The sequence below is a fragment of the Pigmentiphaga sp. MLSB6-MA01 genome (genome assembly GCF_058793475.1).
Window position 1 is genome coordinate 214,263 of record NZ_JBXAFV010000011.1, and the last position, 24,593, is coordinate 238,855.

Genomic DNA, 24,593 nt, shown 5'->3' on the forward strand with positions numbered 1-24,593 from the left:
GCACGCACAACGTAATAGCTTGACTCGGCCATCAACAGAAATTACGCTTATCGTAAATGGATTACTTTCAACGTAAATTGCCATGAACACGACCTCCCCTCCCGCCGACACCGCCGCCGGCCCCGGCTACATGTCGGGCTTCGGCAATGAGTTCGCCACCGAAGCCCTGCCGGGCGCCCTGCCCGTGGGACGCAATTCCCCCCAGCGCGCGCCCTATGGCCTCTATGCCGAACAATTGTCCGGCACGGCCTTCACCGCGCCGCGCAGCCACAACCGGCGGTCGTGGCTGTACCGCATCCGCCCGGCCGCGGTGCACCTGCCCTTCGAACCCATGGAAAGCCCGCGCCTGGTAAGCGACTTCAGCCAGGTACCGCCCACCTCGCCCAACCAGTTGCGCTGGGATCCACTGCCCATGCCTCAGGCCCCCACCGATTTCGTCGACGGCTGGGTCACCATGGCGGGCAACGGATCGGCCGATGCCATGCAGGGCTGCGCCATCCACCTGTACGCCGCCAACCGCTCCATGCAGGACCGCTACTTCTACAGCGCCGACGGCGAACTGCTGATCGTGCCCCAGCACGGGCGCCTGCGCATCGCCACCGAGCTGGGCGTGATCGACCTCGAACCGCAGGAGATCGCGGTCGTGCCGCGCGGCTGCCGCTTCCAGGTATCGCTGCCCGACGGCGAGGCGCGCGGCTATATCTGCGAGAACTTCGGCGCCCTGCTGCGCCTGCCCGACCTGGGCGTGATCGGCTCGAACGGCCTGGCGAACCCGCGCGACTTCCTGACCCCCTGCGCCAGCTACGAGGACCGCGAAGGCCGCTTCGAACTGGTGGCCAAGTTCGGCGGCCGTCTCTGGCGCGCCGCCATCGGTCATTCGCCGCTGGACGTAGTGGCCTGGCACGGCAACTACGCCCCCTGCAAGTACGACCTGCGCCGCTTCAACACCCTGGGCTCGATCAGCTACGATCATCCCGATCCGTCCATCTTCCTGGTGTTGCAGGCGCCCAGCGACACGCCGGGCGTGGACTCGCTGGATTTCGTCATCTTCCCGCCGCGCTGGCTGGCGGCCGAGGACACCTTCCGCCCGCCCTGGTTCCACCGCAACGTCGCCAGTGAATTCATGGGGCTGGTTCACGGCGCCTACGACGCCAAGGCCGAGGGTTTCGTGCCGGGCGGCGCCAGCCTGCACAACTGCATGACCGGCCACGGCCCCGATGGCGACACCTTCGAGAAAGCCTCGCGCGCGGACACCTCGCGGCCGCACAAGGTCGGCGATACGATGGCGTTCATGTTCGAGACCCGCCACGTCATCAAGCCCACCCGCTACGCGCTGGACACCGCCCAATTGCAAAGCCAGTACTTCCAGTGCTGGCAGAACCTGACCAAGCATTTTTCCCCGGAGACCCGATGAATCCCGCCGATCCCACGATCGCCCCCAGCCTGAGAAGCTGGGTCGAATCGGCCAATGCCGCCGACAGCCACTTCCCCATCCAGAACCTGCCCTACGGCGTCTTCAAGCCGTCCGCCGACGCGCCCGCCCGGGTGGGCGTGGCCATCGGCGACCAGATCCTGGACCTGGCCCGGCTCGAACAGGCGGGCCTGCTGCGCACGCCCCGGCCCCTGTTCGCCGCCGCCAGCCTGAACACCTTCATGGCCGCCGGCCGGGACATCTGGCGCAGCGTGCGCGGCCAGGTCAGCACGCTGCTGGCCGCCGATACCGCCACCTTGCGCGACGACGCCGCGGCACGCGCCCAGGCGCTGGTGCCGCAGGCGGGCGCGACACTGCTGCTGCCGGTGGAGATCCCCGGCTACACCGACTTCTATTCCTCCAAGGAACACGCGACCAACGTCGGCGCCCTGTTCCGCGACCCCAAGAACGCCCTGCTGCCGAACTGGCTGGAAATCCCCATCGGCTACAACGGCCGGGCCTCGTCGGTGGTCGTCAGCGGCACGCCGGTGCGGCGGCCCAACGGACAGATCAAGCTTCCCAACCAGGAGCGGCCGGTGTTCTCGCCCTGCCTGAAGCTGGACTTCGAACTGGAAACCGGCTTTTTCGTCGGCGTGCCCAACGGCATGGCCGAACCGGTATCCAGCGCCGATGCCGAATCGCACATCTTCGGCATGGTCCTGCTGAACGACTGGAGCGCCCGCGATCTCCAGGCCTGGGAATACGTCCCGCTGGGCCCCTTCAACGCCAAGAGCTTCGCCACGACCATCTCGCCCTGGGTGGTCACGATGGACGCCCTGGCGCCCTTCCGGGCCCAACAGCCCCGGCAGGAGCCCGAGCCCCTGGCCTACCTGCGCCACGACGGCCCGCATGCCTTCGACATCCGGCTGGAAGTCTCGCTGCGTCCGCAGGGCCGGCCCCAGGCCAGCTCCATCGCCGCCACCAACTTCAAGCACATGTACTGGACGATGGCTCAGCAACTGGCGCACCATACGGTGTCCGGCTGCAACACCCGGGTGGGGGACCTGATGGGATCCGGCACGATCAGCGGCCCGGACGCGGGCTCGTACGGATCGCTGCTGGAGCTCACCGCCAATGGCAAGAATCCGATGGACATCGGCGGGGCGACCCGTGCCTTCATCGAGGACGGCGATGAAGTCATCCTGACCGGCTGGTGCCAGGGCGACGGCTACCGCGTGGGCTTCGGCTCGTGCGCCGGCACCATCCTGCCCGCCCTGCCCATCGCCGGCTAGGCCTGTTTTCCACGCGGCCCGGCCTTGTTCCCAAGCCCGGGCCCAAGCATGACAATCTCAAGGAGACAACCATGAAAAACACGTGGACGACGGCACTGGCGGCTTCCGCGCTGGTGCTCTGGACCGGCGCGGCCGCGGCGGCCGACGCCTATCCCGCCAAGCCCGTCCGCTGGATCGTTCCCTACGCGGTGGGCGGCGGCTCCGACTTCCTGGCCCGTACCATCGGCGCCCAGCTGTCCGAGATCGTCAAACAGCCCGTCGTGGTCGACAACAAACCCGGCGGCAACACGGCCATCGGCGCGGTCGAGACGGCGCGCGCCGCGCCCGACGGCTATACGGTGCTGTCGGCCGACAACGGCACGCTGGTGTTCAACCCGGCCCTGTACAAGAACCTGAGCTACAACCCCTCGCGCGACCTGGCGCCCGTCACCCTCATGGGCAAGTTCCCCATGATCCTGATCGTGGGCCCGAACACCGAGTTCAAGGACGCCAAGGACTTCATCGCCAAGGTCAAGAGCCAGCCCGGCAAGTACAGCTATGCCTCGGCCGGCGCGGGCAGCCCGCACCACCTGGCCATGGAACTGCTGAAGGAACGCACCGGCATGCGCATGCTGCACATCGCGTACCGCGGCGCGGCGCCCGCCCTGGTCGACGTGGCCGGTGGCCAGTTGCCGGCCATGATGACCGACCTCGCCGCCGGCAACGCCTTCATCAAGGGCAACAAGGTCCGTCCGCTGGCCGTGGCCAACCCCACGCGCCTGCCCCAGTTGCCCGACGTGCCCACCTTCGCCGAACTGGGCATCCAGAATGTGGAAGCTTCGGCCCAGGTCGGCATGGTCGCCCCCGCGAACACGCCGCCCGAGGTCATCGCCGCCCTCCAGAAACAGGTCACCGCCGCCATCAAGACCCCGGCCGTGAACAAGAAACTGGTGGAATTCGGCATCGAACCCGTGGGCAGCACGCCCCAGGAATACGCCGCCCTCGTCAAGAGCGAAAGCGAACTCTGGCAAAAACTGATCCGCGACCTGAAGATCACCCTGGACTGAGCCGTAGTCGCCCCCCCTACGCGCTTCGCGCGCCCCGAACGGTGGGCCCCAGCCGCTACGCGGCAGCCCCCAAAGGGGGCCGGGACCCGCCTTGGGGCGGCCCGGCGCCGGGTCCCGTGGGGCGATGCGGGTGAACCGGCAAAGCCGGATCCACTGTGCCCGGGATCAAAGCAAGCATGCGGTGCTTCGCACCGAGATGACCCCACCAGACCCAGGATGCGGTGGATCCGGCTCCGCCGGTCCACCCGCATCGCCCCCTGGGGGGCGCGCGAAGCGCGTAGGGGGGATCAAGCTAACGCGTCAGGATAGGGACTGGTGTCGATGTGATAGAGCATGTCGCGCGCCAGGGCCTGCATCATCTCGGCCTTCACGCCCGCGTGTCCGGCATCGTCCCACAGGTTCCGCGCCTCGATGGGATCCCGCTCCAGGTCATACAGCTCGCCCCACTCGGCGCCGTCGTAGATCGTCAGGCGATAACGGTCCGAGCGCAGCGTGCGGCAGCGGATGCGGGCATCGAAGCCCAGGATGACGCGCTGGCCCTCTTCCTCGATCATCAGGTGTTCGCGCACGCGTTCGGCCTTGCCCTCCATGACATCCAGCAGGCTCTTGCCCTGGATGCCGTTGAAGCCCGCCACGCCGGCCCGCGCCAGGATGGTCGGGGCGACGTCGATGGTGCTGGCCAGCGCGCTGCCGGCGCCCCGCGCCGGCCGCCGGGGGTCGTGCCAGATGAACGGCACCCGCACCAGGCCCCGGTAGTGGATGGGTCCCTTCAGCATCAGTTGATGGTCGCCCAGGTAGTCGCCATGGTCGCTGGTGAAGATCACCACCGTATCGTTCTCCAGCCCCAGTTGCTTCAGCGCCGCCAGCACCCGGCCGATCTGGTGGTCGATGTTGGTGATGGACCCATAGTTCAGCGCCAGCGCCTCCTTGGCCTCGCGCTCGGTGCAGGCGAAGATCGCGGGCGTGTGCTTGACCGCCTTGCCGCCGTCGCGCTGGCGGTACAGCCAGTCGACGTGGGGCAGCGGCGCCTCGCCGGTATGGAAGGACGGCGGCAGCGCCATCTCGTCGGGGTCGTACATGTCCCAGTACTTGCCCGGCGGCGTGAAGGGATGATGGGGATCGGGAAACGAGCACTGGATGAAGAACGGCTGGCCGCCGGCGCGCGCCAGGCGCTCGATGGTCCGGTCGGCGATGTAGGCGCTGGGATAGAGCTCCTCGGGCACCGCCGTGCGCCAGGCCTGGCCGAACGAGGTCAGCACGTAGTCCGGCGCGGGCGTGGCGGCCTTCGGTCCGATCAGGGCCTCCACCTCGGGATGGTGGCGGCGCAGCCACTGGCGGTAGTGGCCGTGGACCGAATCGCTGTGATCGTCCACCAGGTCCACGTCCTCGAAACCGTAGAACGGATAATCGAGGTCGTAGCCCTCCCGGGTCAGCCACTTGTTGCGGTTCTCCTGGTCGTAGCGCCCGGGCCCGCGCACCTTCGCCTCGCGCGCCAGCCGGTCGGCGGGATTGGGCGGCCAGGGCGGCGGGTTGTCCGTCATGTTCTGGAAATGCGCCTTGCCCACCAGCGACGTGCGGTAGCCGGCCTGGCGCAGCACGTCCACGAAGGTGGACGATTGCAGGTCGAGCGGAATGCCGTTGTGGCGCGCGCCATGGGCCGACGGATAGCGGCCGGTCAGCAGGCTGGCGCGGTTGGGCATGCAGATGGGGGTGGCGACGTGCATCTCGTCGCCGCGCCAGCCGGCGGCGGCCAGCGCATCCAGGTTGGGCGTGGCGACGACCCGGTTGCCATAGGCGCCCAGGTGATCGGCACGATGCTGGTCGGTGATGAAGAGCAGGAAATTGACGGGGCGTTGCGATTGCGGCATCGGGGATTCCATCGAAGCGTTGTCGTCCGGACTCATTCGGCGGTGGCGCCGGAAACCTGCACCGCCCGCTTCCACTTGGGCATCTCGGCGGCGATCTGGCGGCCCATGTCGGCCGGGCTCATCGGGCGTGGCACCATGCCGATGTCGGCCATGGTCTGCGCGAAGCCCGGCTTGTCCAGCGCCTTGCGCACGTCGGCGTTGATGCGGTCCACCACGGCGGCGGGCGTGCCGGCCGGGGCCGTCAACCCCATCCACGAGGTCACCGACACATCCGGCGCCACGTCCTTGAACAGCGGCACGCCGGGCAGCGTGGGGAACGGCTCGGGATTGGCCACGGCCAGCACGCGCACCGCGCCCGACTTGATGAACGGCGCCGCCGGCGCGATGCCGCCCATCATCAGCGGCACGTGCCCCGCGGCCAGATCGGCCATCGCCGGGCCGGCGCCCTTGTAGCCCACGTGCACCACGTCCAGGTGGGCGGCCGCCTTCAGCAGTTCCATGCCCATGTGATGGACCGTGCCTGATCCCGGCGAGGCGTAGCTGTACTTGCCCGGCGTCTTGCGGATCAGGGCCACCGCTTCCTGGAAGTTCGCCGCCGGGAACGACCGGTGCGCCAGCAGCACGACGACGTTGTCGGCCACCATGGCCACCGGCGTGAAGTCCTTGACCGGATCGTAGGGCAGTTGCTTGAACAGGGCGCTGTTCACGCCATGCGTGTTCGAGGTCGCCATCAGCAGCGTGTAGCCGTCGGGCGCGGACTTGGCCACCGCCTCCGACGCGATCAGGCCGGAGGCGCCAGGCTTGTTCTCGACGATGACGGTATAACCCTGCTGCTCGGACATCACGCGCGCCAGTTGCCGGGTCATCACGTCCACGGCGCCGCCCGGGGCGAACGGCACGACGATGCGCACGGGCCGGGAGGGAAAGGCCGCCGGCTGCGCGGCGGCGGTCGCTGCCACGGCGAACGTGGCACAGGCCGCGACGAGGATACGGGTCGCACCCATGTTGTCTCCTTGCATGATGGACTTGTGCCCGGAGTATGGATGCGCGGGCGCCGGCCGGATAATGACTATTGGGCCCGCTGTCATGAATTCTGGTTATTCCGGCCGGTGGCCCTCGGGCAGGGCGGCGTTCCGCAGGCAGGCCAGGAAGTCCGCCAGCACCGGCGCCGGCATCGTGCCGGCGCGTCGCAGCACCCCGACCGTGGCCCTGCGCCCCAGCGCCAGGGGCAGGACTTTCAGGCGGCCGAGCCGGGACAAGGCCTTCACCACGGCGTCCGACATCACCGCCAGCATCTCGCCGTCCTGCAACAGCGAGGCGATCAGGACCACCGACGACGCCTCGATGGCCGCGCGCGGCGTCGGCTCGCCCACCGCGGCCAGCCCCAGCTCCAGCTCGCGCCGCAGCGGCGTTCCGGCCTGCGGCATGGCCCAGGGATAGTCGCGGGCCTGGGCCCAGTGCACCTTGCGCAGCCGCGCCAGCGGGTGGCTGCGGCTCGCCACCACGCATATCCCCTCTTCATGCAGCGGCTCGGCCACGACCGCCGGATCGACGGGCGCCTCGATGCGGGACACGATGCAATCGATCCGGCCCTCCTTCAAGAGGGGCAGCAGCTTCTCCAGGGAGTTCTCCTGCACCCCCACGCAGATGCCTGGCCGCAGGCGGCGGTAGTGGCCCAGGCACGCCGGCAGCAGCCCGCTGGTCCCGATGGGCGTGGTGCCGACCAGCAACTGCCCCACTGCCCCGTCGCTCATCGCGCGCAGCGCCTCGCCGGTGCGTTCGAGCTCCCCCAGCACCGTCCGGGCGTGCTCGACCAGCGTGTCGCAGAAGCGCGTGGGCACCAGTCCGCGCGAATGCCGCTCGAACAGCTCCACGCCCAGGTCCGTTTCCAGCTCGCGCAGCCACTTGGACAAGGCGGGCTGGGTCATGTGCATGCGCGCCGCGGTCAGGCTCAGGTTGGCCGTCTCGTGAAGCGAGACCAGCACATATAGTTGCCTGACACGCAGGCGTTGAATCCAATCCATGAAAGCTCCGCACCCCGACGACGCCTCATTCTGGCACAGCCGGGAACGGGCACGGGCGCTATGCCGCCTGCGGCGCCATGGGCACGAAGGCGTCGCAGTAAAAGCGGTCGGCGGCCAGCCCCCGCTCGTGCACGAAGTCCTGGCGCGCCGCGCTGATCATCGCCGGCGCGCCGCAGGCATAGACCTCATGCCCCGCCAGCGAGGCAAAGTCGTCCAGCACCGCCTGGTGGACGAAGCCCTGGCGGCCTTGCCAGCCGCCGTCCGCCGGACTGTCGGACAGCACGGGCACGAAGCGGAACCAGGGGTGCTTGTCGGCCCACTTGCGCGGCAGGTCCGCCAGGTACAGGTCCTCTTCCCGCCGCGCGCCCCAATAGAGGGTCATGGGCCGGTCGAGCTTGCGCCGGATGGCGTCCTCGACGATGGACTTGATGGGCGCGAAACCGGTGCCGCTGGCCACCAGCACCGCCGGCAGGCCGGTCTCGCGCAGGTAGAAGTCGCCAAAAGGCAGCGACACGTCCAGCAACTGGCCGGCCTGCGCCGACTCCGCCAGATAGCCCGAGAACTTTCCACCCGGAACATGCCGGATGTGCAGCTCCACGCCGTCGCTCTGCTGTGGCGGGTTGGCCATCGAGAAATGGCGGATGGTGCCGTCCGCCATCCGCGCGTGCAGGTACTGCCCCGCCTTGAAGCGCACCCGTGTGCCGGCGGGAAAGCGCAGGTGCAGCACCGTCACGTCGTGGGCGGCGCGTGCCAGCCGGTAGACCTTGGCGGCCACGGTCTTGCTTGCGGCGGGATCGCGGCGTTCGATGTCGCGCACCGCCACGTCCAGGTCGGAACAGGGTCGGGCCTGGCACAGCAGCGCCCCGCCCCCGCGCCGCTCGTCCTCGTCCAGCACGCCCTCGCCGGCCCCGCCGCGCACGTCCCCCCGCACGATGCGGCCCCGACAGCTGCCACAGATGCCGGTACGGCAGGAATACGGGATCTCGTAGCCGGCGGCCAGCGCGCCGTCCAGCACGGTCTGGCCTTCCTCGCAGGGAAACTCGATGTCTCGCTGGTCGATGCGTATGGTGTATTGCATGGGTTCCATTCCTGTCCCGCGAACTAGTGGTCGGCCAGCCCGGCCAGCAGGCGCACGGTACGCAGCACGGCGGAGGCGTCCGCCGTGCCCAGGCCGGCGATGTCGAAGGCGCAGCCATGCCCGACGCTGCTGAAACGCACGCCGCCCCCCAGGGACAGCGCGCTGGCCTGCCGGGGACTCAGCAGCTTGACCGGAATGTGGCCCTGGTCGTGGAACATGGCCAGATACACGTCGTGCGCGCGCTGGGCCAGCATCAGGTCGGCCCCCTGCGGGCCGTCCACGTCCAGGCCCATGGCACGCAGGCGCGCCACCGCCGGCTCGGTGATGGCCTGGTCCTCGTCGCCGAACAGGCCGCCCTCGCCCGCGTGGGGATTGATGCCGAACACCCCCAGGCGCGGCCGCGCGATGCCGATCGCGCGCGCCCCGTCCATGACGGCCAGCGCCGCGTCGACCACCAGTTGCGTGTCCAGCCGGGCCAGCGCCCGCCGCACCGGTTCGTGCAGCGTCACGTGGCCGATCCTGAGATCGGGCGTGGCCAGCATCAGGAACACCCGATCGGCCGGCGTCCCGGTCAGTTGCGCGATCAGCCCCGGATAGCCCGAGAACGGAATGCCGGCCCGTGCCACCGAGGTCTCCGAATGCGGACAGCCGACCACGGCATCGACCAGGCCGGCGCGCGCCAGGCGCACCGCCTCGCCGACATAGGCCACCATGGCCGCGCCCGCGGCGGCCCGCACCTCGCCCGGGGCGTAGTCCGATGGCGGCAGGCCCGCCACCTCGGCCCACAACATCTGGTCCGGCAGGCGTGCCGCGCCCGGCTCGAAGGCGGTCAGCGCCATGCCGGGCGCGTGGCGGGCCATCTGCTCGCGCAGCACGAAGCCATCGCCCACCAGCACGCAATCGACCGGGGCGTCGCGCAGCGCGCGGGCGGCCTTGACGGCGATCTCCGGGCCGATGCCGTTGGCATCGCCCAGCGCGACCGCGATACGCTTGCGCGCCGCTTCCCCGGACGGTTGGACGGTCGCGCTCATAGCGGTATCGCCAGCAGGGTATCGATGTTCCGGCTGTCGCAGATGACCCGCCGCTCGGCGAAACCGAGCTGCCCGTTCGCGGCTTCGACCACGCGGTCCAGGTAGCGGCCGGAGGCGAACACTTCGGTGGCGCCGTCGCGCATGATGCGCACCACGAGGAACGGCGTCTCGACGCTGGCCGCGCCGTCCTCCTCGCCCAGCACGAACGGCAGTCCGACGATGTGGCGATAGCGATGGCGCTCGTAGACGTTGGCATCGCGCAGCGCCGAAACACGGTCCTGCAGCATGGCGCGCGAGTCGGCGTAGATCACGCCGGCTTCCATGCCCGCCGCGTGGTTCTCGGCGGTATTGACCACGTACAGGCAGCGTTCCTCGAAGAACGCCGGCCAGGCCTCGACCTCGTCGTTGTCGATGCAGCGCGCGTAGGCGGCGTTCAGGGTGCCCAGCCGCTCTTGAGTGAATCCGGCCATGCTTCAGATCTCCATGTAGCCGCGATAAGCGTTCCAGAATCCGCGCACCGACGCCTCGGTGGTGCGGTTCTCCTGGGTCTCGATGCCGCCGCCGCCCATCTCCAGCACGGCTTCCCGATCGCGGCTGGCCGCGATGCCGCGCTGCACGAAACCGCCCACCGCGCCATCCTCCATGGACACGAAGCCGGCCGGCCCCGTCAGGTTGGATTGCTTGAGCCGCATGCGCCGCAGCTCCGGCGTGTCGTCCTGGAAGCCCAGGTAGGTCCAGTTCAGCACCGTCCGGTCCAGCCCGTCGGGCAGGATCTGGCGCACGGCCAGGGTGTTCTGGATCTGCGCCAGCACGAAACCCGGAAACACCGACAGGATCTGCAAGGTCACGCCGTCGCCGAACTCGTCGCAGCCGTCCAGCATGCTGGGGTCGGCCAGCGCGTAGCCTTCCTTGTCCGAGCGCAGTTTCTCGGCGCTGTACTCGGCGTTGGGCTGGGGCTGGTGCGACACCTTGGAATAGCTGACGTGGTGGGCCCCGGTCTCGCTCACGATCACCCCGCCCTTCTGCGACAGGCGGTTGATGTTGAAGGTGGTGAAGAACACGTGCAGCAGGCTGGCATGGTAGGAGTCCTTGACGTTCTCCATGTACAGCTTCCAGTTGTTCGGGATGGTCTGCTTGAAGCGGCCGATCACCTCCACCGGCTTGCACAGCACGCGTTCGATGCGTTCCAGGATCTCGTCGCCCAGATACTCCTCGATGGGCGGCACGTCCTCGTCCAGGCTGCCGAACACCATGCCCGCCACGCTGGCGGTGCGCAGCTTGCGCGGGTGGTGGTCCTCCATGCGGAAGTCCGGCGGCATGCCGCCCTTGCCGTTCACGCCCTGCTGGAACGCCACGCCGCGCAAATTGCCTTGCAGGTCGTAGCGCCAGGCGTGGTAGACGCAGGCGAAGTCGCGCGTCTTGCCGCCATCGTCCAGCGCGATCAGCGCGCCCCGGTGGGCGCAGCGGTTCTCGAAGGCCTGCAGTTCGCCGTCTTCGTCGCGGGCAACGATCACCGGCATGTCGCCCACGAAGGTGGTGCGGTAGGCGCCCGGCTCGGCAATCTCGGCCTCCAGGCACAGGTAGTTCCAGGTCGGTCCCTGGAAGACGCGCCGCTGTTCGGCGTCATGGATCGCCTGGTCGCGATAGAGCCAGTAAGGCACGCGCGTCAGGCCCGGCTCCCAGGTCCGGGGTTCTTGGGTGTCGCTGCTAGACATGGACTTCCTCGTTGCTGCAAGCATCAGTTGATGGTGACCTCGGCCGTGTCGATGGCCTTCTTCCACTTGGCGCGCTCGGCCTGCATGAATTCGGCCATCCGGGCCGGCGTGTCGCCGGCCACCTCGGCCCCCTGCTCGATGAATTTCTGCCTGACGTCGGGCATCTTCAGCGCCTCGACGATGGCGGCGTTGAGCTTGCGCACCACCTCCGGCGGCGTGCCGGCCGGCGCGACCACGCCGAACCAGGTGCTGACGTCGAAACCGGGCAGCCCCGACTCGGCCAGCGTGGGCGTCTTGGGCAGCAAGGGGCTGCGTTGCGCGCCGGTCACGGCCAGGATGCGCACCTTGCCCGACTCGTGCTGGCGGAAGGTCGAGCTGATGTTGTCGAAGAAGGCATCGACCTGCCCGCCCATCAGGTCGGCCAGCGCCGGCGCCGTGCCCTTGTACGGCACGAACACGAACTCCAGGCCGGCCTGGGCCGCGACCAGCGCGCCGGTCAGGTGCGAGGTCGTGCCGTTGCCCTGGGTCGCCACCGTTACCTGCCCGCGGTTCTTGCGGGCGTAGTCGATGAACTCCTGCGCCGACTTCACCGGCAGCCCGGTCTTGACCGCCAGCACGTTGGGCACGCGCGCCAGCACGGTCACCGGCGCGAAGCGCTCGGGGTCGAACGGCAGGCTCTTGTACAGGTATTGGTTGATGGCCAGCGGCGCCGGCGGCGTGGCCAGCAGCGTGTAGCCATCGGGCGCCGCCTTGGCCACCATGTCGGCGCCGATGTTGCCGCCCGCGCCGGGCCGGTTGTCGATGATGACGGGCTGGCCCCAGGCCGCGCTGAGCTTCTCGCCCAGGATGCGCGGCAGCACGTCGGCGGTGCCACCGGCCGAATAAGGCACGACGATGCGTACCGGACGATTGGGGAAGGTGCCTTCGTCGGCCTGGGCCGGGCTGGCGATCGCCGCCCACGCCGCGATGGCACAGGCTGTCCATGCAGGTTGTCTCATCCTTGACCTCTTTTGGATAAATCGAACAGAAAGTCGCAAAGCGAACGTTAGTTCGCATATATCCAGCGATCAAGAAAAGTGGTTAGAATGTTCGCAAAACGAACACCACTTCGACCATGAATAGCCTGCCCGAAACCCGCAGCAAGGAAGACAAGGAATACGTGGCCGGCCTGGAGAAAGGCCTGGCCATCATCGAAGCCTTCGGCCTGCGCAGCGGCCCGCTCACCCTGAGCGAAGCGGCCGAGATCACCGGACATCCGCGCGCCACGGCGCGCCGGTCGCTGCTGACGCTGCAGCGGCTGGGCTATGTGGAAAGCGACGGCAGGTATTTCCGGCTGGCGCCCCGGACGCTGCGCCTGGGACACGCCTATGTCAGCTCCAGCCCCCTGCCCAAGTTGGTCCAGCCGGTGCTGGAAACCATCAGCGAACGCACCAAGGAGTCGAGCTCGCTGGCCGTGCTGGACGGCGGCGAAGTCGTGTTCGTGGCGCGCGCCGCCACCCGCCGCAGCCTGTCGGACGGGCTGGGCATGGGCTCGCGCCTTCCGGCCCATTGCGCGGCCACCGGACGGGTGCTGATGGCCGCCCTGCCCGACGAGGAAGCCGTCCGCCTGCTCGCCCGCATGCCACGGCGCGCGCTCACGCCGCGCACCCGCACCGGGATTCCCGAACTGACGGCGCTGCTGGAAGAAGCACGGCGGCTCGGCCATGCCACCAGCGACGAGGAACTCGAACTGGGCCTGCGCTCCATAGCCGTCCCCATCCATGACCAGGCCGGACGCACCGTCGCGGCGATGAGCCTGGTGGCGGCCACCAGCCGCTACACCCTGGAACGCATGGTGGATGTCCTGCTGCCGGAACTGCTGGGCGGCCGCCGGATGCTGAGCGCGATGCTCTAGCCTCCGTTCAGACCACCGCCTGCCTGACGCGGTTGCGCCCCGCCAGCTTCGCCAGATAAAGCGCCCGGTCGGCCCGCCGGAACACGTCGTCGAAATCCCGGTCGCGGGATTCGCAGCTTGCCACCCCCGCGGAAATCGTGATGGGAATGGGCACGCCGTCGATAGTGAAGCAACTGTCCGCCACCGCGACACGGATACGCTCCAGCGCCGCGGTCGCCGCCTGCAGGTCGAGATCGTCCATCAACACCACGAATTCCTCGCCTCCCGTGCGCGCGACCAGGTCGCCCTTGCGCGCCGCCTGCTTCAGGCCGTCCGCGGTGAAAGCCAGCACCTCGTCGCCCACCCCGTGGCCATGGGTATCGTTGATCGCCTTGAAATGGTCGATGTCGATCACCCCGACGGCCAGCCCCGCGCCGGTCTCGCGCGCCCTGCCGAACGCCATGTTCCCGTCCGCGACCAGCGTGCGCCGGTTGGGCAGGCCGGTCAGGTAGTCGGTGGCCGCCGCGATCTCCAGCTGGCGCTTCACCCGCTCGGTGCAGAGCAGGACGAACGCCGTGGTGCCGATCACCGGCAGCAGGGCCACGAACATGGGCGAGATCAGGTTGATGCCATAGTCGTTGGTCGCTATCGTGGTCTCGCGCGGCACGTCGAGATGCAGGTAGACGACGACCCGCCCGACGACATAGACCACGACCAGGCCATAGATAACGATCAGCATGCGCCGGCTGCGGGACTCATCTTCCGTGCGCATCCCGTGCAGCAGCCACATCGACCTGAGCAGCAACAGGGTCCACGCCGCCGACGTCAGTTCGACGCGGCAGATGAAGCATGGCTGGATGGCCGACAGCCAGAGCGTGCCCGCCACCGCGACCAGGGCGATCGCGATGTCAGCCGGTGACGAACGGCGGCCATAGAAGCGCTCGAACGCCCGGTGGTAGGCCCCCAGGCCGAGCAGCAGCGTGCCGTTCGCCAGCGTCACCATGACGGGCACCGGCATGATGCTGCCGAACGCGAAGACGCCGCTGCCCAGCGCGACCAGGGCGGTTCCGGCCTGCCAGCGGATCGCCGCGGGCCGCAGCGCCCCGGGAAGATCGCGGTAGACGTTCGCCAGCACGGCGCCGTTGGCCAGCACCATCAGCGCAACCGTCACGAAGATCGATTTGGCGTCCATTCCCTTGCCGTTCTCCCCGCCCAGGACGAGGGCTCGCCCACGGGCGGCATCATGTCGAGGACATCGGACAGGCCCCCAGCCTCGCAGGCCTTGCCGAAATACCAACCCTGGAGCAGGTCGCAGCCCATGTGGGACAGCAGCCGGACCTGCTCCCTCGTCTCCACACCCTCGGCCGTCACGGTCTTGCCCAGGCTGTGCGCGATATCGATGATGCCGCGCACGATGGCCTGGTCCTCGGCCGAGGCGACCAGGTTGGCGACGAAACTGCGATCGATCTTCAGCCTGTCGATGGGAAGCTGGCGCAGATGCGTCAACGACGCGTGGCCGGTTCCGAAATCGTCCAGCGCGATCTCGACGCCCGCATCGTGCAGGCGATGCAGGCCATGTTCGACCCGCTTCTGGTTCAGGCCCAGGAACATGCTCTCGGTCACTTCGACGCAAAACCGGTCCGGACCGATGCCGCTATCGCGGAACAGCGCGAAGAAGCGGTCCAGGAAGACCTCGGAACGAAAATCGGAATTCGTCAGGTTGATCGCCACGCGGCCGAGCGGGATGTTTCTTGCGCACAGCGCGTCGACATCGCGGAACACCCGTTCGAGCATGAACATCCCCAGCGCCGCGCGGACCGCCGGATCGGCGAAACCCTCCTGGAAAGCGGCCGGCGGCAACAGGCCGCGCAGCGGGTGCCGCCAGCGCATCAGCGCCTCCAGCGCCACCCTGCCCCCCGGCGCGACGGGAACGATGGGCTGGTAGTGCAATTCGAAAGCCTCGCCACGCAGCCCCGTCTCGATCTCGGCCAGGAGTTCCGACTTGCGTTCCGCGGTTTCCCTGAGCCCGGGCTGGAAGCACTCCAGCCGATCGCGGCCCAGCGACTTGGCATGATAGAGCGCGAGGTCGGCCGCCCGGAACATGCTTTCGCCGTCCTCGCCATGCCCGGGATACACGGAAACGCCCAGGCTGGCCGAACATCGCCGCGACGTCTCGGCGATACGCACGGGATCGCGCACGCGTTCCAGCACACGCTCGAACACCGCGGCGGCCTCGTCGTCGGTCGCGCCGGCCAGGACCAGTCCGAACTCGTCTCCCCCCATCCGGGAAACAGACAGGCGGGGGTCGTCCACCGCGCTCAGCCGCCTGGCGACCTCCCGCAGCAGTTCATCGCCGGCGGGATGGCCGAAAAAATCGTTGATTTCCTTGAACGCATCGACGTCCATCAACCCCAGGTGGAATCCGGTGCCCGCCAGCCGGCACTCGCCGACCAGGGACACCACGTGCTGGTGGAACCAGCTGCGATTCGGCAATCCCGTCACCGGATCGACGTAGGCGATGCGCCGCAGGCTCTCCTTGCTGGTCCTCAAGGCATCCTCGAGCAGCTTGCGCTCGGTGATGTCCAGGCAGATCGAGGTATAGCTGTCGATCGTGCCGTCCTGCAGGACATGCGGCACGATGGTCGTTTCCATCCAGTAAAGCGAGCCGTCCTTGCGCTGGTTGCAGATCTCGCCATGCCAGACGTGGCCTTGCGCGATCTCCCGGTACATCGCGCGGAAGAATGCCGTGCCGTGGAGGCCGGACTTCAGCATCCTGTGATTGGAGGCAAGCAGTTCCTGCCGGGAATAGCCGCTGATCTCGCAAAACCTCGCGTTGACATAGGTAATCGTGCCCGTCGCGTCGGTACTGGCCACGATGGCGGCGCAGTCCAGCGCGTAGCGTATGAAATCCGTCTCCGGCTCGATGCCGCCCGGGAATTTTGCATCGTTGGCGGGTTCCCTCGGGCCGGCTTTCCGCCGGCTGTTGTTGTACTGCGGGGGCACGCGCTTCCTCCTCCACGGCAGGCCCGCTCTCCCATCCGGACGTGCGCGGCCGGTCCGGCGCGACGAGGAGAATGCGGTCCGCCCGATATTCTATTGACGGGACTTTTCGCATGATCCAGGAAATGACGCTTGTTTTCCATCGCTCCGTGCAAGGCCAGCCGGTCCGGCGGCCAGGACGGGCCGGGGGTGGAGGCGGATTCCGGTATGCTTGACGCCCCCAGGACAAGGAGACATCCCATGTTCCGCAAATGCCTTGCCGTCGCCGCGCTGGCGCTGGCCGCCACGGGCGCCCACGCCCAGGCCTATCCGTCCAAGCCCATCCGCCTGCTGATTCCCTTCCCGCCGGGCGGCGGTACCGATATCCTCTCGCGCCTCATCGCCACCAGGCTGGGCGAAGCCGAGAAATGGACCGTCGTGTCCGAAAACCGCGCCGGCGCGGGCGGCACCATCGGCATCGCCGCGGCCGTGCGCGCGGCGCCCACCGGCTATGAGATGGTGATGGGCCAGAAGGACAATCTGGTCGTGGCCCCCTGGCTGTACAAGAGCGTGACCTACGACCCGACCAAGGACCTGGTGGCCGTGGCGCACGTCGGCTATACGCCCATCGTCATCGTCACGCAGGCCAACTCCCCCTTCAAGACCCTGGCCGACGTGGTCGCGGCGGCCAAGGCGGCGCCCGGATCCATCACCTACGGTTCGCCCGGCAGCGGCACCACCATCCACCTGGCCGGCGAGATCTTCAAGGAAGCCGCCAAGATCGACATCCGGCACATCCCCTACAAGGGATCGAACGCCGCCATGATGGACGTGCTGGCCGGCAACGTGAACCTGATGGTGTCATCGGTGCCGTCGGCCATGGCGCAGATCCAGTCGGGCAAGCTGCGGCCGCTGGCGGTCACCAGCGCCAAACGCAGCACTTCGCTGCCCGACGTGCCGACCGTCGCCGAACTCGGCTACAAGGGATTCGACGTCAGCACCTGGTACGGCCTGTTCATGCCGGCGGGCACGCCCGGGGAAATCGTCGCCACCGTCAACACCGCGGTCAACCGGCTGCTGGCCATGCCCGAGACCCGCGAGGCCATCCACGCCCAGGGCGCCGAGGCGCAGGCCATGTCGACCGACGAGTTCGCCCGCTTGCTCAAGGCCGACTACCAGAAATGGAAGGACATCGTGCGCGCGGCCAACGTCACGGTGGAATAACCGCCGCCGGCCCCTGAAACAGGCTGCAATATCTGCATCACGGATGGGGGTGGCGCGGTCCCTCGCCAGGCATAGAATCAATGCCACGCCCGTGTTCCCGGCGTGGCACTGCCTCAAGGAGATCATCATGGCACCCAAGCGTCTGCTGGCGCATCTGCTGACCGGTATCCTGCTCGCGGCCTCCACCGCCTCCTATGCACAGGGCGGGCCTCCGGGCGGACGGCCCGGAGGCGGCCATGGCGCAGGCGGACCGGGACACCCGGGCATGGGACGCCCGGGCATGGACCATCCTGGCATGGACCGTCCGGGCCCCGGCCCGCGCCATGACATGAGACGCGGCCCGGGCCGCGCGCCCGGCCACGATCACCGCGGCCCGCAGGGACGCGGGCCGGGAGGCCCCGGCGACCCCGCCTATCGGCACTGGGCCAAGGGCGAGCGCGTGCCCTTCCCCTACCGCGGGCCGCAGTACGTGGTGGACAACTGGCGCGGACATCGCCTGGCCCCGCCTCCGCGCGGCTACCACTGGATCAACGTCGGCGCCGACTACTTCCTGATCGGCGTGGCCACCGGCGTCGTGCTCCAGGCCATCCTCAACCCGTAGTCCCGGGACGCGCGCATCCCGCGGCCACCGCGGAGTGCGCGCCCCGCCTAATCCACCCGGACCCCCGCCGCCTTGACCAGCTTGCCGAACCGCTCCGTGTCGGCGCGGACCAGCGCCGCGAACTCCTCCGGCGTCCTGGTCTCGGTCCCGTCCACCCCCATCTTCACCAGTTGCTCGCGCACGTCGGGCGCCGCCATGGCCCTGGCAATACCGCCGTGCAGGCGGTTGACGACGGCGGCCGGCGTGCCCCTGGGCGCGAAGACGCCGTACCAGGTGGCGAAACGGTAGTCGGGCAGGCCCGCTTCGGCCACCGTGGGCAGGTCGGGAAACTCCGCCAGCCGGCGTGCGCCGGTCACCGCCAGGGCACGCAGCTTGCCCGTCTTCACATAAGGCGCGGTAGTGGGATAAGTATCGAACCCGACCTGCAAACGCCCCGCCAGCAGGTCGGGCATCGACTGCCCGGTGCTCTTGTACGGCACGTGCAGCAATTGCACCCCGGCCATGCTCTTGAACATCTCGCCGGCGATGTGCGGCGTGGTGCCGCTGCCGGCGGACGGGAAGCTCAGTTCACCCGGATGCGCCTTGGCGTAGGCGATCAGTTCCGCCACGCTGTGCACCGGCAAGGAAGGATGCACCGCGATGAAATGCGGCACCGACGCCGTCAGCGTCACCGGCGCGAAGTCCGCGGCGGTGTCGTAGGGAATGTTGTTGAACAGATGCGGCAGGATGGTATTGACCGACACCACTCCCATCATCAGCGTGTAACCGTCGGGCGGCGCCTTGGCCACCATCCCGCCGGCCACGATGCCGCTCGCGCCCGGCTTGTTCTCCACCACCACCGACTGGCCGAGGATCTCGGACAGCCTGGGCGCGATGACCCGCGCCACCACGTCGGTCCCGCCGCCCGGCGCGAACCCCACCAGCAGCCGGATCGGCCGGCTCGGAAACGCCTCGTCCTGCGCCTGGGCGGAAGCAGCCGCGCCCAGCACCGCCATCACTCCCACCCCCAACACACACCGCAGCAATCGGTTCATGGCCCAGCTCCTCAATCGACGAATCAGCCTATCGTTTCACGCAACAGCCTCATCCAGTTCCCCCCCATGATCTTGTCGATGTCGGCCTGGCCGAAGCCGCGCCGGTCCAACTCGACAATGATGTTCTGCAAGCCGGCGGGCGTACGCATCCATTCCGACCAGCCTTCGTGCGGCGCGATCTCCATCTCCTTGGCGGGCGCGCTCTGGCGCGACCACTTCGCGTAGCGCCACCAGGTGCGCACCGAACGCGGGTGGCCGGGGCAATAATCCGTGCCGATGGCCACCGCGTCGATGCCCAGCAGGTCCACGGTCCAGGCGACCATGTCGCCGAACTGCTCCAGCGTGGTCGCGGCGCCGTGCCGGGTCATGTTGCGGTTCGGCGTCAGGCCGATCACGCCCCCGCGCCGGGCCAGCTCGCGCAAGGCCTCGGTCTGCTTCAGGCGGCCCGCGCCGTATACCGGCGTGCCCACGTATTCGCGCGGATTGGCATGGGTGATGGCCACCGGCTTGCCGGACATCTGGATGGCCTCCAGGGTCGTGCGCTCGCCGCAATGGGACAGGTCGACCAGGATGCCGAGCTGGTTCATTTCCTCCAGCGCCAGCTTGCCGAAGCGCGACGAGATCCCGGTGTCCTTTTCCTCCCAGTAGCCGCAGCCGATGTAGTTCTGCAGGTTGTAGGTCAGCTGCATCACGCACACGCCGAGTTCGCGGAACATGCCGAACAGGTCCAGGTTGTGCTCAACCGGCGCCGTGTTCTGGAACCCGAACATCACCGCCGTCCGGCCCGAGGCGGCCACGGCCTCGATCTCGGCCACGCTGGCGGCCGGCGCGACGAGATCCTGGTTCTGTTCCAGCACGACGCGCCACTTGCCCAGCAGGCCCAGGGTCTCGGCCGCGTTCTCCCACACCGCCACCGTGGTGTTGACGCAGCCGATGCCGGCCTCGCGCCACTCCTCGAACCAGCGCCGCTCCGGCACCGGCATCGACAGTCCGTCGACGATGATGCCAACCTGCTTGTTGAGTGTGTTCATCTGCATCGTCCTTCGCGCTTCACGCGCATCCTTGGCTGGAGGGGACATGGCGGAGCATGTTCAGGTCCATGTCGTCGTCGGCGGGCGGGCGGCCTTGCAGCGTGCCGTCGTCGCGCAGGATGACCGGCCCGGCATGGCGGCGCGAGACCACCGAGTCCGGCGCCAGCGCCTGGTTCGACAAGGCATGGATGGCGCGCCACAGAGCGCCGTCGACCGGGTAGCCGTGGCGGATGGCCTGGGCCAGCAGCGGATCCCATTCGTCGATGCCCTGGGGCCGCGCGGTGTTGAACAGCGTCACCACCGCCTTCTGTTCGCGGCCCGCGCCCTCGTCGGGCTGCGAGACCTCGGCGCCTGTGCCGTAGCGGCGGCCCAGCCCGGCCATGATGTGCAACTCGTGCAGGTCCTGCACGCCCGACACGCGCAGCGTGGCGCGGCCCGCCGACCGGACACGCTCCACGCCCAGGTCCATCAGCGTGGGCAGCAGCACCCAGGCATGGATGCCGCCGCCGTCCACCACCAGCGCGCCATCGTCGGCATCCTGCACCGATACCCGGTCCAGCGACCCTTCGCGCAGCCGCTCATAGCCTTCGCACAAGGCCTGGAAGCCGCCCAGTCCCATGGACTGGGACAACAGCACCACTTCCCTCACGCTGTGCACGTAGCCTGACGGCAGGCGGCACACCAGCAGGATGCGGTCGATGCACATGCGCGCCTCGCGCACGGACACATCGAACACGCGGGGAGAATCGACGACTTCCCTGTTCATAGGACGGGCTCCTGGGGATAGAACCAATGGGGATCGGCACCGGCGGCGATATCGGCGGCCGTGGGCGCGCCCTGGTAGATGACGCCGCGCAGGTTGCGCTGCAGGTAATCACGCGTCTTGTCGATGCCGTGTATGCCGATATTGATGAAACGCGTGATCTCGCACGGCACGAAATGCTCGCCCATGATGTTGGCGTGGGGCGAGTGGAAGGCCATGCCGCTGAGCGTCTGCACGCGGCTCACGATGAAGCGGTACTCGGGCTTTTCCAGCAGGAAGCGCGCGACGCTGGTGGCTGCCGGACGCTGGGCGATCTCGCGGTCCAGCCCCGCCACCAGGCGCGGCAGGTCCAGCCCGAGGTTGAAAACCTCGCCCGCCTCGGCCCTCGGGCCGCGGCGCGGCTCCTCGGCCGTGGCCGACTTGTACCAGACGAACTTCGACGCCCCTTCGGCCTCCAGGTCGATGTCGAAGGCCCAGCCGTATTCGGCATGCAGCAGGTCGCGCAGATGGCCGATGGACATCGACGGATCGGTGGCGTATTCCTCGTCCACCGCCAGCCCCTCGGCCAGGCGGTCGCACAGTTCGGGAACGAGTTCCGTCAGCAGGCCGAGGAAGGTCTCGAAAGCCTCCTCGTGCACCGTGCCGTCCAGCGTGTCGCACAGCGCCGACAAGGGATGGCGTTCGGCATTGCCCCGCACCGTGCCGGTGTCGTGCAACGCCTGCACCTGCGTCCGGATCGCCGCGAGATCGGCAGCGATGTCGGCGCTGGACGTGAACTGTTCATAGTCCATCCGGTCTTCGCGCCGGAAGGCGATGACCTTGTCCAGCAACTTCAGCAACAGCGCCAGCTTCGCATCGCCGGCCGCCACGCGCAGCCGCTTGGCGCCCACGATGGCCTGTTCGCGCGCCAGCACCCAGTGATGCACCAGCTTGGGATGATTGTTCACGTACAGGATCAGCCCCAGCGCCGACGCATTGCCCACGCCCAGGAAACGCTCGATCTCGGGCGCCAGCCGCGCAGCGGCCGGCGAGGCGCAGCGCGCCAGGTGGTTGACCAGGTCCACCGAGAACACCCGCATCATGTAGGCGCACAGCATCTGCGCGTCCAGCGGCCGCCGCAGCGGATGCGTGCTTTCGAGCGCGCGGAACGACCGGGTGCCGAATGTACCGTTGCCGTCCAGCCCGGTATTGCGCATCAGGTAGCAGACGTCGGCCAGCGTGGGCACATCGGGCTGGCGCCCGCGCGCCAGCGATTCCACCGTATGGTTGAACACGCGCGCGCTGCGGTTCGAGCGGGCCCAGATCAACGTGCCCGGCGTGGCGCGGCCGGCGTAGAGCTTGGGAATTTCCTCGCCGGTGATGCGGATGTCTCGTTCCGAGACGGGCCCTTCGACCAGCGCGGCCATCATGTCCCAGGCACGGCCGATGATGCGGCCCGCCCGCCCTTCCATCTTGGGTTCGAACGAATGGACGATGAAATCGAACGGCATCGCGCCCGTATCGATGCGGTACAGCGCGGTCCCGCGCGCCTTGTCGTCGATCTGCCAGCGTACCCGCTCGATGGTCCAGCGCTCGCGTATGGCCTTGGCCATCAGCAGCCGGGACACGCTCAGGCGGCTGGCCTGCATCACGCCCATGCGGGCGGGCGTCATCAATAGCTCCGCGCTGCGGATGCGGGGCTCGCGCCCGGCCGCTGCGCGCGCCTGGGCCGGGGCGGCCTCTTCCACGTCGGCAAAGTCCATGCATGCTCCTGTCGTCATCGCGCCAGCCGTGCGGCGCACCGTGAAAACCCGGCCGGCTGTGCGGCCTTGAAGTATTCTATTAGAATACATATGATTCTATTTAAATCATTCTATACTCCCCAACCGGGATTGCAAGAATTTTTCTGACAAGGAAGCTGCGCCATGCTCGAAGCGCGCGAAGCCGGCGGCGTCCGGCCGCTCAGTTCGGTACTGAAGACGCTGCAATTGCTGGATCTGCTCGGCAAGTCCGACCGGCCCATGAAGCTGATGGAACTCGCGGCCGCCTCGGGCAGCAGCCGGGCCACGACCTACCAGAAGCTATTGACGCTGATGGAAGCGGGTTGGCTGGAACAGACGGAACAGGGCAGCTACCGCCTGTCGCTGCACGCGGCACTGGTGGGGGAAACGGCGCTGGTGCAGGCCAACCTGGGGGAACGGTTCGCGCACGTGATGCAGGAACTGGTCCTGCAGGTGGGGGAAACGGCCTCGCTGGCCGTCCTGAATGGCAATTGCGTGCGGCTCGTGCGCCGCGTGGAGGCACAGCAGGTGGCGGTGCGCGCCGACGTCAAGGTCGGCACCCTGCTATCGCTGAACGACAGCTCGTCCGGCCGGGTGCTGACCGCGTTCTCCAGCCCGGCCTACCGGGAAATGCTCCAGCGCCAGGGCGCGGTGCTGGCCAGGCCGGCCCTCTTGAAGCAGATCGCGGCGCAAGGCCATGCCATCTCCGAAGGGACCGACACGCCCGGGGTGCAGTCGGTGGCCATGCCGGTATTCGATGCCAAGGGCGCGTGCATCGCCGCGCTGTCCCTGGTCACGCCGGCCTCGCGCTTCGCCCCGGACAAACTGATCGGGCCGCTGCGCGAGGCCGTGCAAACGCTCAACCAATTGAAATAAGCCGGCGGCTAAAGCTGGATGTTCAGCTTCTCCACCAGCCCGCCCCACTTGCGTTCGCCCTCGGCGATGGAGCGCCGTGCCTCGTCGACCGAACCTCCGGCCGGCTCGGCCCCCTCGCTCGCCAGGCTCTCCCGGATGGCGGGCGACTTCAGCACTTGATTGACGTCGCGGTTGATGCGGTCCAGGACGGCCTTGGGCGTGCCCGCGGGCGCCATCAACCCGAACCATCCCACCGCCTCGTAGCCCGGCAGGCCAGCCTCGGCCACCGTGGGCACGTCGGGCAGCACCGGCGAGCGCCGCGCGCTCGTCACGGCCAACGCCTTCAGCTTGCCGCCCTTGATGTGCTCGCGCACCAGCGGGAACGGCGCGAAGTTCAACTGGATCTGCCCGGCGATGGTGTCCGACACGGACGGACCGCTGCCCTTGTACGGCACATGGATGAGCTTGATGCCGGCCATCGAAGCGAACAATTCACCGAACAGGTGATTGGACGAGCCATTGCCGGATGAGCCGTAATTGAGCTTGCCCGGGTTGCGCCGCGCATACTCGATCAGCCCCTTCACGTCGTCGAAAGGCATCTTCTCGTTGGCGACCAGCACGACCGGCGGCGTGGCCAGCAGCGCCACCGGCTCCAGGTCCTTGGCCGGATCGTAGCCCAGGCTCTTGTACAGGCTGCGCGCCACGAGGATGTTGCCGAACGAGCCGAGCACCGTGGTATAGCCGTCCGGCTTGGACTTGGCCACCATCTCCACGCCTATCGTGCCGGCCGCGCCCGGCTTGTTCTCGACCACCACCGACTGCCCCCAGGCCTGGGACAGCCCCTGGGCGATCACGCGCCCCAGCAGGTCGGTGTTGCCGCCCGGCGTATAGGGCACGATCAGCCGGCTGGGCCGCGAGGGAAAAGCATCATCCGCCTGCGCCGCCGGCGCGGCGAACAGCAGGCCGCCCAGGGCCGAAGCCAGCAAGTACTTGACCATCATCGCCCTC

The 24,593-nt window shown here is 68.4% G+C and carries 22 protein-coding genes; 7 read left to right on the forward strand and 15 right to left on the reverse strand.

Features of this window, described 5'->3' with window-relative positions; all coding sequences use genetic code 11:
* Positions 1 to 82 precede the first annotated feature (82 nt).
* From hmgA to AC1Q6E_RS18980, 3 genes are all read left to right on the forward strand, one after another.
* The gene (gene hmgA, locus AC1Q6E_RS18970) at positions 83 to 1,414 is read left to right on the forward strand and encodes a homogentisate 1,2-dioxygenase (RefSeq protein WP_152799566.1); all 1,332 of its coding nucleotides are present in this window, start codon (positions 83 to 85) and stop codon (positions 1,412 to 1,414) included.
* Entirely contained in the window at positions 1,411 to 2,703 is a 1,293-nt protein-coding gene (gene fahA / locus AC1Q6E_RS18975) for a fumarylacetoacetase (RefSeq protein WP_296554577.1), read from the forward strand. Before hmgA ends, fahA begins: the two co-directional genes overlap by 4 nt.
* A 71-nt stretch (positions 2,704 to 2,774) precedes the next feature.
* Complete coding sequence (locus tag AC1Q6E_RS18980) at positions 2,775 to 3,749, forward strand: Bug family tripartite tricarboxylate transporter substrate binding protein (protein WP_152799562.1); 975 nt, start codon at positions 2,775 to 2,777, stop codon at positions 3,747 to 3,749.
* A 287-nt stretch (positions 3,750 to 4,036) separates the two neighbouring features.
* Here the strand turns inward: AC1Q6E_RS18980 and AC1Q6E_RS18985 are convergent, their stop codons facing one another.
* From AC1Q6E_RS18985 to AC1Q6E_RS19020, 8 genes are all read right to left on the reverse strand, one after another.
* A complete protein-coding gene (locus AC1Q6E_RS18985) occupies positions 4,037 to 5,617 on the reverse strand; it encodes a sulfatase family protein (RefSeq protein WP_492573287.1) in 1,581 nt (526 codons plus the stop codon).
* A 32-nt stretch (positions 5,618 to 5,649) separates the two neighbouring features.
* Complete coding sequence (locus AC1Q6E_RS18990; protein ID WP_296554575.1) at positions 5,650 to 6,621, reverse strand: Bug family tripartite tricarboxylate transporter substrate binding protein; 972 nt, start codon at positions 6,619 to 6,621, stop codon at positions 5,650 to 5,652.
* Between the two features lie 93 nt (positions 6,622 to 6,714).
* The gene (locus AC1Q6E_RS18995; RefSeq protein WP_152799558.1) at positions 6,715 to 7,641 is read right to left on the reverse strand and encodes a LysR family transcriptional regulator; all 927 of its coding nucleotides are present in this window, start codon (positions 7,639 to 7,641) and stop codon (positions 6,715 to 6,717) included.
* A 58-nt stretch (positions 7,642 to 7,699) separates the two neighbouring features.
* A complete protein-coding gene (locus AC1Q6E_RS19000) occupies positions 7,700 to 8,719 on the reverse strand; it encodes a 2Fe-2S iron-sulfur cluster-binding protein (RefSeq protein ID WP_152835715.1) in 1,020 nt (339 codons plus the stop codon).
* A 23-nt stretch (positions 8,720 to 8,742) separates the two neighbouring features.
* Positions 8,743 to 9,750 carry a PdxA family dehydrogenase gene (locus tag AC1Q6E_RS19005; protein WP_152799832.1) on the reverse strand — a complete coding sequence of 336 codons (1,008 nt, stop codon included), beginning with the start codon at positions 9,748 to 9,750 and terminating at the stop codon, positions 8,743 to 8,745.
* A complete protein-coding gene (locus tag AC1Q6E_RS19010; RefSeq protein WP_492573288.1) occupies positions 9,747 to 10,220 on the reverse strand; it encodes an aromatic-ring-hydroxylating dioxygenase subunit beta in 474 nt (157 codons plus the stop codon). Before AC1Q6E_RS19010 ends, AC1Q6E_RS19005 begins: the two co-directional genes overlap by 4 nt.
* 3 nt (positions 10,221 to 10,223) lie before the next feature.
* Positions 10,224 to 11,465 carry an aromatic ring-hydroxylating dioxygenase subunit alpha gene (locus tag AC1Q6E_RS19015; RefSeq protein ID WP_152799829.1) on the reverse strand — a complete coding sequence of 414 codons (1,242 nt, stop codon included), beginning with the start codon at positions 11,463 to 11,465 and terminating at the stop codon, positions 10,224 to 10,226.
* A gap of 23 nt (positions 11,466 to 11,488) precedes the next feature.
* Positions 11,489 to 12,463: a Bug family tripartite tricarboxylate transporter substrate binding protein gene (locus AC1Q6E_RS19020; protein WP_152799827.1), complete on the reverse strand. Its 975-nt coding sequence runs from the start codon at positions 12,461 to 12,463 to the stop codon at positions 11,489 to 11,491.
* 116 nt (positions 12,464 to 12,579) lie between these two features.
* Between AC1Q6E_RS19020 and AC1Q6E_RS19025 the strand changes: the two genes are divergently transcribed.
* Positions 12,580 to 13,359, forward strand: a complete 780-nt coding sequence (locus tag AC1Q6E_RS19025; protein ID WP_492573289.1) for an IclR family transcriptional regulator domain-containing protein — start codon at positions 12,580 to 12,582, stop codon at positions 13,357 to 13,359.
* 7 nt (positions 13,360 to 13,366) lie between these two features.
* On the opposite strand, the gene AC1Q6E_RS19030 is transcribed toward AC1Q6E_RS19025, so the two are convergent.
* Complete coding sequence (locus tag AC1Q6E_RS19030) at positions 13,367 to 14,530, reverse strand: GGDEF domain-containing protein (protein ID WP_152799823.1); 1,164 nt, start codon at positions 14,528 to 14,530, stop codon at positions 13,367 to 13,369.
* Positions 14,506 to 16,341 carry a putative bifunctional diguanylate cyclase/phosphodiesterase gene (locus tag AC1Q6E_RS19035; protein ID WP_152799821.1) on the reverse strand — a complete coding sequence of 612 codons (1,836 nt, stop codon included), beginning with the start codon at positions 16,339 to 16,341 and terminating at the stop codon, positions 14,506 to 14,508. Before AC1Q6E_RS19035 ends, AC1Q6E_RS19030 begins: the two co-directional genes overlap by 25 nt.
* Before the next feature lie 237 nt (positions 16,342 to 16,578).
* Here AC1Q6E_RS19035 and AC1Q6E_RS19040 point away from each other — a divergent pair, with 237 nt between their 5' ends.
* On the forward strand, positions 16,579 to 17,541 hold the full coding sequence (locus AC1Q6E_RS19040) for a Bug family tripartite tricarboxylate transporter substrate binding protein (protein ID WP_152799819.1): 963 nt from the start codon (positions 16,579 to 16,581) through the stop codon (positions 17,539 to 17,541).
* Between the two features lie 127 nt (positions 17,542 to 17,668).
* Entirely contained in the window at positions 17,669 to 18,142 is a 474-nt protein-coding gene (locus tag AC1Q6E_RS19045) for an RcnB family protein (protein WP_492573290.1), read from the forward strand.
* A gap of 47 nt (positions 18,143 to 18,189) precedes the next feature.
* On the opposite strand, the gene AC1Q6E_RS19050 is transcribed toward AC1Q6E_RS19045, so the two are convergent.
* The 4 genes from AC1Q6E_RS19050 to AC1Q6E_RS19065 are packed head-to-tail and all read right to left on the reverse strand — an operon-like array spanning position 18,190 to position 22,712.
* Positions 18,190 to 19,176 (reverse strand): tripartite tricarboxylate transporter substrate binding protein, encoded by a 987-nt coding sequence (locus tag AC1Q6E_RS19050; RefSeq protein WP_152799816.1) that lies wholly within the window; start codon positions 19,174 to 19,176, stop codon positions 18,190 to 18,192.
* A 23-nt stretch (positions 19,177 to 19,199) separates the two neighbouring features.
* Positions 19,200 to 20,207, reverse strand: a complete 1,008-nt coding sequence (locus AC1Q6E_RS19055; protein ID WP_492573291.1) for a dipeptidase — start codon at positions 20,205 to 20,207, stop codon at positions 19,200 to 19,202.
* Between the two features lie 19 nt (positions 20,208 to 20,226).
* Positions 20,227 to 20,973, reverse strand: a complete 747-nt coding sequence (locus tag AC1Q6E_RS19060) for a hypothetical protein (RefSeq protein WP_296555109.1) — start codon at positions 20,971 to 20,973, stop codon at positions 20,227 to 20,229.
* Positions 20,970 to 22,712, reverse strand: a complete 1,743-nt coding sequence (locus tag AC1Q6E_RS19065; RefSeq protein WP_152799810.1) for a hypothetical protein — start codon at positions 22,710 to 22,712, stop codon at positions 20,970 to 20,972. Before AC1Q6E_RS19065 ends, AC1Q6E_RS19060 begins: the two co-directional genes overlap by 4 nt.
* A 162-nt stretch (positions 22,713 to 22,874) precedes the next feature.
* On the opposite strand from AC1Q6E_RS19065, the gene AC1Q6E_RS19070 reads away from it, so the two are divergent.
* On the forward strand, positions 22,875 to 23,606 hold the full coding sequence (locus AC1Q6E_RS19070) for an IclR family transcriptional regulator (protein WP_152799808.1): 732 nt from the start codon (positions 22,875 to 22,877) through the stop codon (positions 23,604 to 23,606).
* Between the two features lie 8 nt (positions 23,607 to 23,614).
* Here AC1Q6E_RS19070 and AC1Q6E_RS19075 read toward each other — a convergent pair whose 3' ends face one another.
* Positions 23,615 to 24,586: a Bug family tripartite tricarboxylate transporter substrate binding protein gene (locus tag AC1Q6E_RS19075; RefSeq protein ID WP_152799806.1), complete on the reverse strand. Its 972-nt coding sequence runs from the start codon at positions 24,584 to 24,586 to the stop codon at positions 23,615 to 23,617.
* Positions 24,587 to 24,593: the final 7 nt, after the last annotated feature.

Coding starts and splice junctions, on each gene's coding strand:
- AC1Q6E_RS19055 (WP_492573291.1), bottom strand. CDS start 20,207: ATGAACACACTCAACAAGCAGGTTGGCATCATCGTCGACGGACTGTCG.
- AC1Q6E_RS18995 (WP_152799558.1), bottom strand. CDS start 7,641: ATGGATTGGATTCAACGCCTGCGTGTCAGGCAACTATATGTGCTGGTC.
- AC1Q6E_RS19030 (WP_152799823.1), bottom strand. CDS start 14,530: ATGGACGCCAAATCGATCTTCGTGACGGTTGCGCTGATGGTGCTGGCC.
- hmgA (WP_152799566.1), top strand. CDS start 83: ATGAACACGACCTCCCCTCCCGCCGACACCGCCGCCGGCCCCGGCTAC.
- AC1Q6E_RS19075 (WP_152799806.1), bottom strand. CDS start 24,586: ATGATGGTCAAGTACTTGCTGGCTTCGGCCCTGGGCGGCCTGCTGTTC.
- AC1Q6E_RS18985 (WP_492573287.1), bottom strand. CDS start 5,617: ATGCCGCAATCGCAACGCCCCGTCAATTTCCTGCTCTTCATCACCGAC.
- AC1Q6E_RS19025 (WP_492573289.1), top strand. CDS start 12,580: ATGAATAGCCTGCCCGAAACCCGCAGCAAGGAAGACAAGGAATACGTG.
- AC1Q6E_RS19050 (WP_152799816.1), bottom strand. CDS start 19,176: ATGAACCGATTGCTGCGGTGTGTGTTGGGGGTGGGAGTGATGGCGGTG.
- AC1Q6E_RS19065 (WP_152799810.1), bottom strand. CDS start 22,712: ATGGACTTTGCCGACGTGGAAGAGGCCGCCCCGGCCCAGGCGCGCGCA.
- AC1Q6E_RS18980 (WP_152799562.1), top strand. CDS start 2,775: ATGAAAAACACGTGGACGACGGCACTGGCGGCTTCCGCGCTGGTGCTC.
- AC1Q6E_RS19015 (WP_152799829.1), bottom strand. CDS start 11,465: ATGTCTAGCAGCGACACCCAAGAACCCCGGACCTGGGAGCCGGGCCTG.
- AC1Q6E_RS19040 (WP_152799819.1), top strand. CDS start 16,579: ATGTTCCGCAAATGCCTTGCCGTCGCCGCGCTGGCGCTGGCCGCCACG.
- AC1Q6E_RS19060 (WP_296555109.1), bottom strand. CDS start 20,973: ATGAACAGGGAAGTCGTCGATTCTCCCCGCGTGTTCGATGTGTCCGTG.
- AC1Q6E_RS19020 (WP_152799827.1), bottom strand. CDS start 12,463: ATGAGACAACCTGCATGGACAGCCTGTGCCATCGCGGCGTGGGCGGCG.
- AC1Q6E_RS19010 (WP_492573288.1), bottom strand. CDS start 10,220: ATGGCCGGATTCACTCAAGAGCGGCTGGGCACCCTGAACGCCGCCTAC.
- AC1Q6E_RS19045 (WP_492573290.1), top strand. CDS start 17,669: ATGGCACCCAAGCGTCTGCTGGCGCATCTGCTGACCGGTATCCTGCTC.
- AC1Q6E_RS19070 (WP_152799808.1), top strand. CDS start 22,875: ATGCTCGAAGCGCGCGAAGCCGGCGGCGTCCGGCCGCTCAGTTCGGTA.
- AC1Q6E_RS18990 (WP_296554575.1), bottom strand. CDS start 6,621: ATGGGTGCGACCCGTATCCTCGTCGCGGCCTGTGCCACGTTCGCCGTG.
- AC1Q6E_RS19005 (WP_152799832.1), bottom strand. CDS start 9,750: ATGAGCGCGACCGTCCAACCGTCCGGGGAAGCGGCGCGCAAGCGTATC.
- fahA (WP_296554577.1), top strand. CDS start 1,411: ATGAATCCCGCCGATCCCACGATCGCCCCCAGCCTGAGAAGCTGGGTC.
- AC1Q6E_RS19000 (WP_152835715.1), bottom strand. CDS start 8,719: ATGCAATACACCATACGCATCGACCAGCGAGACATCGAGTTTCCCTGC.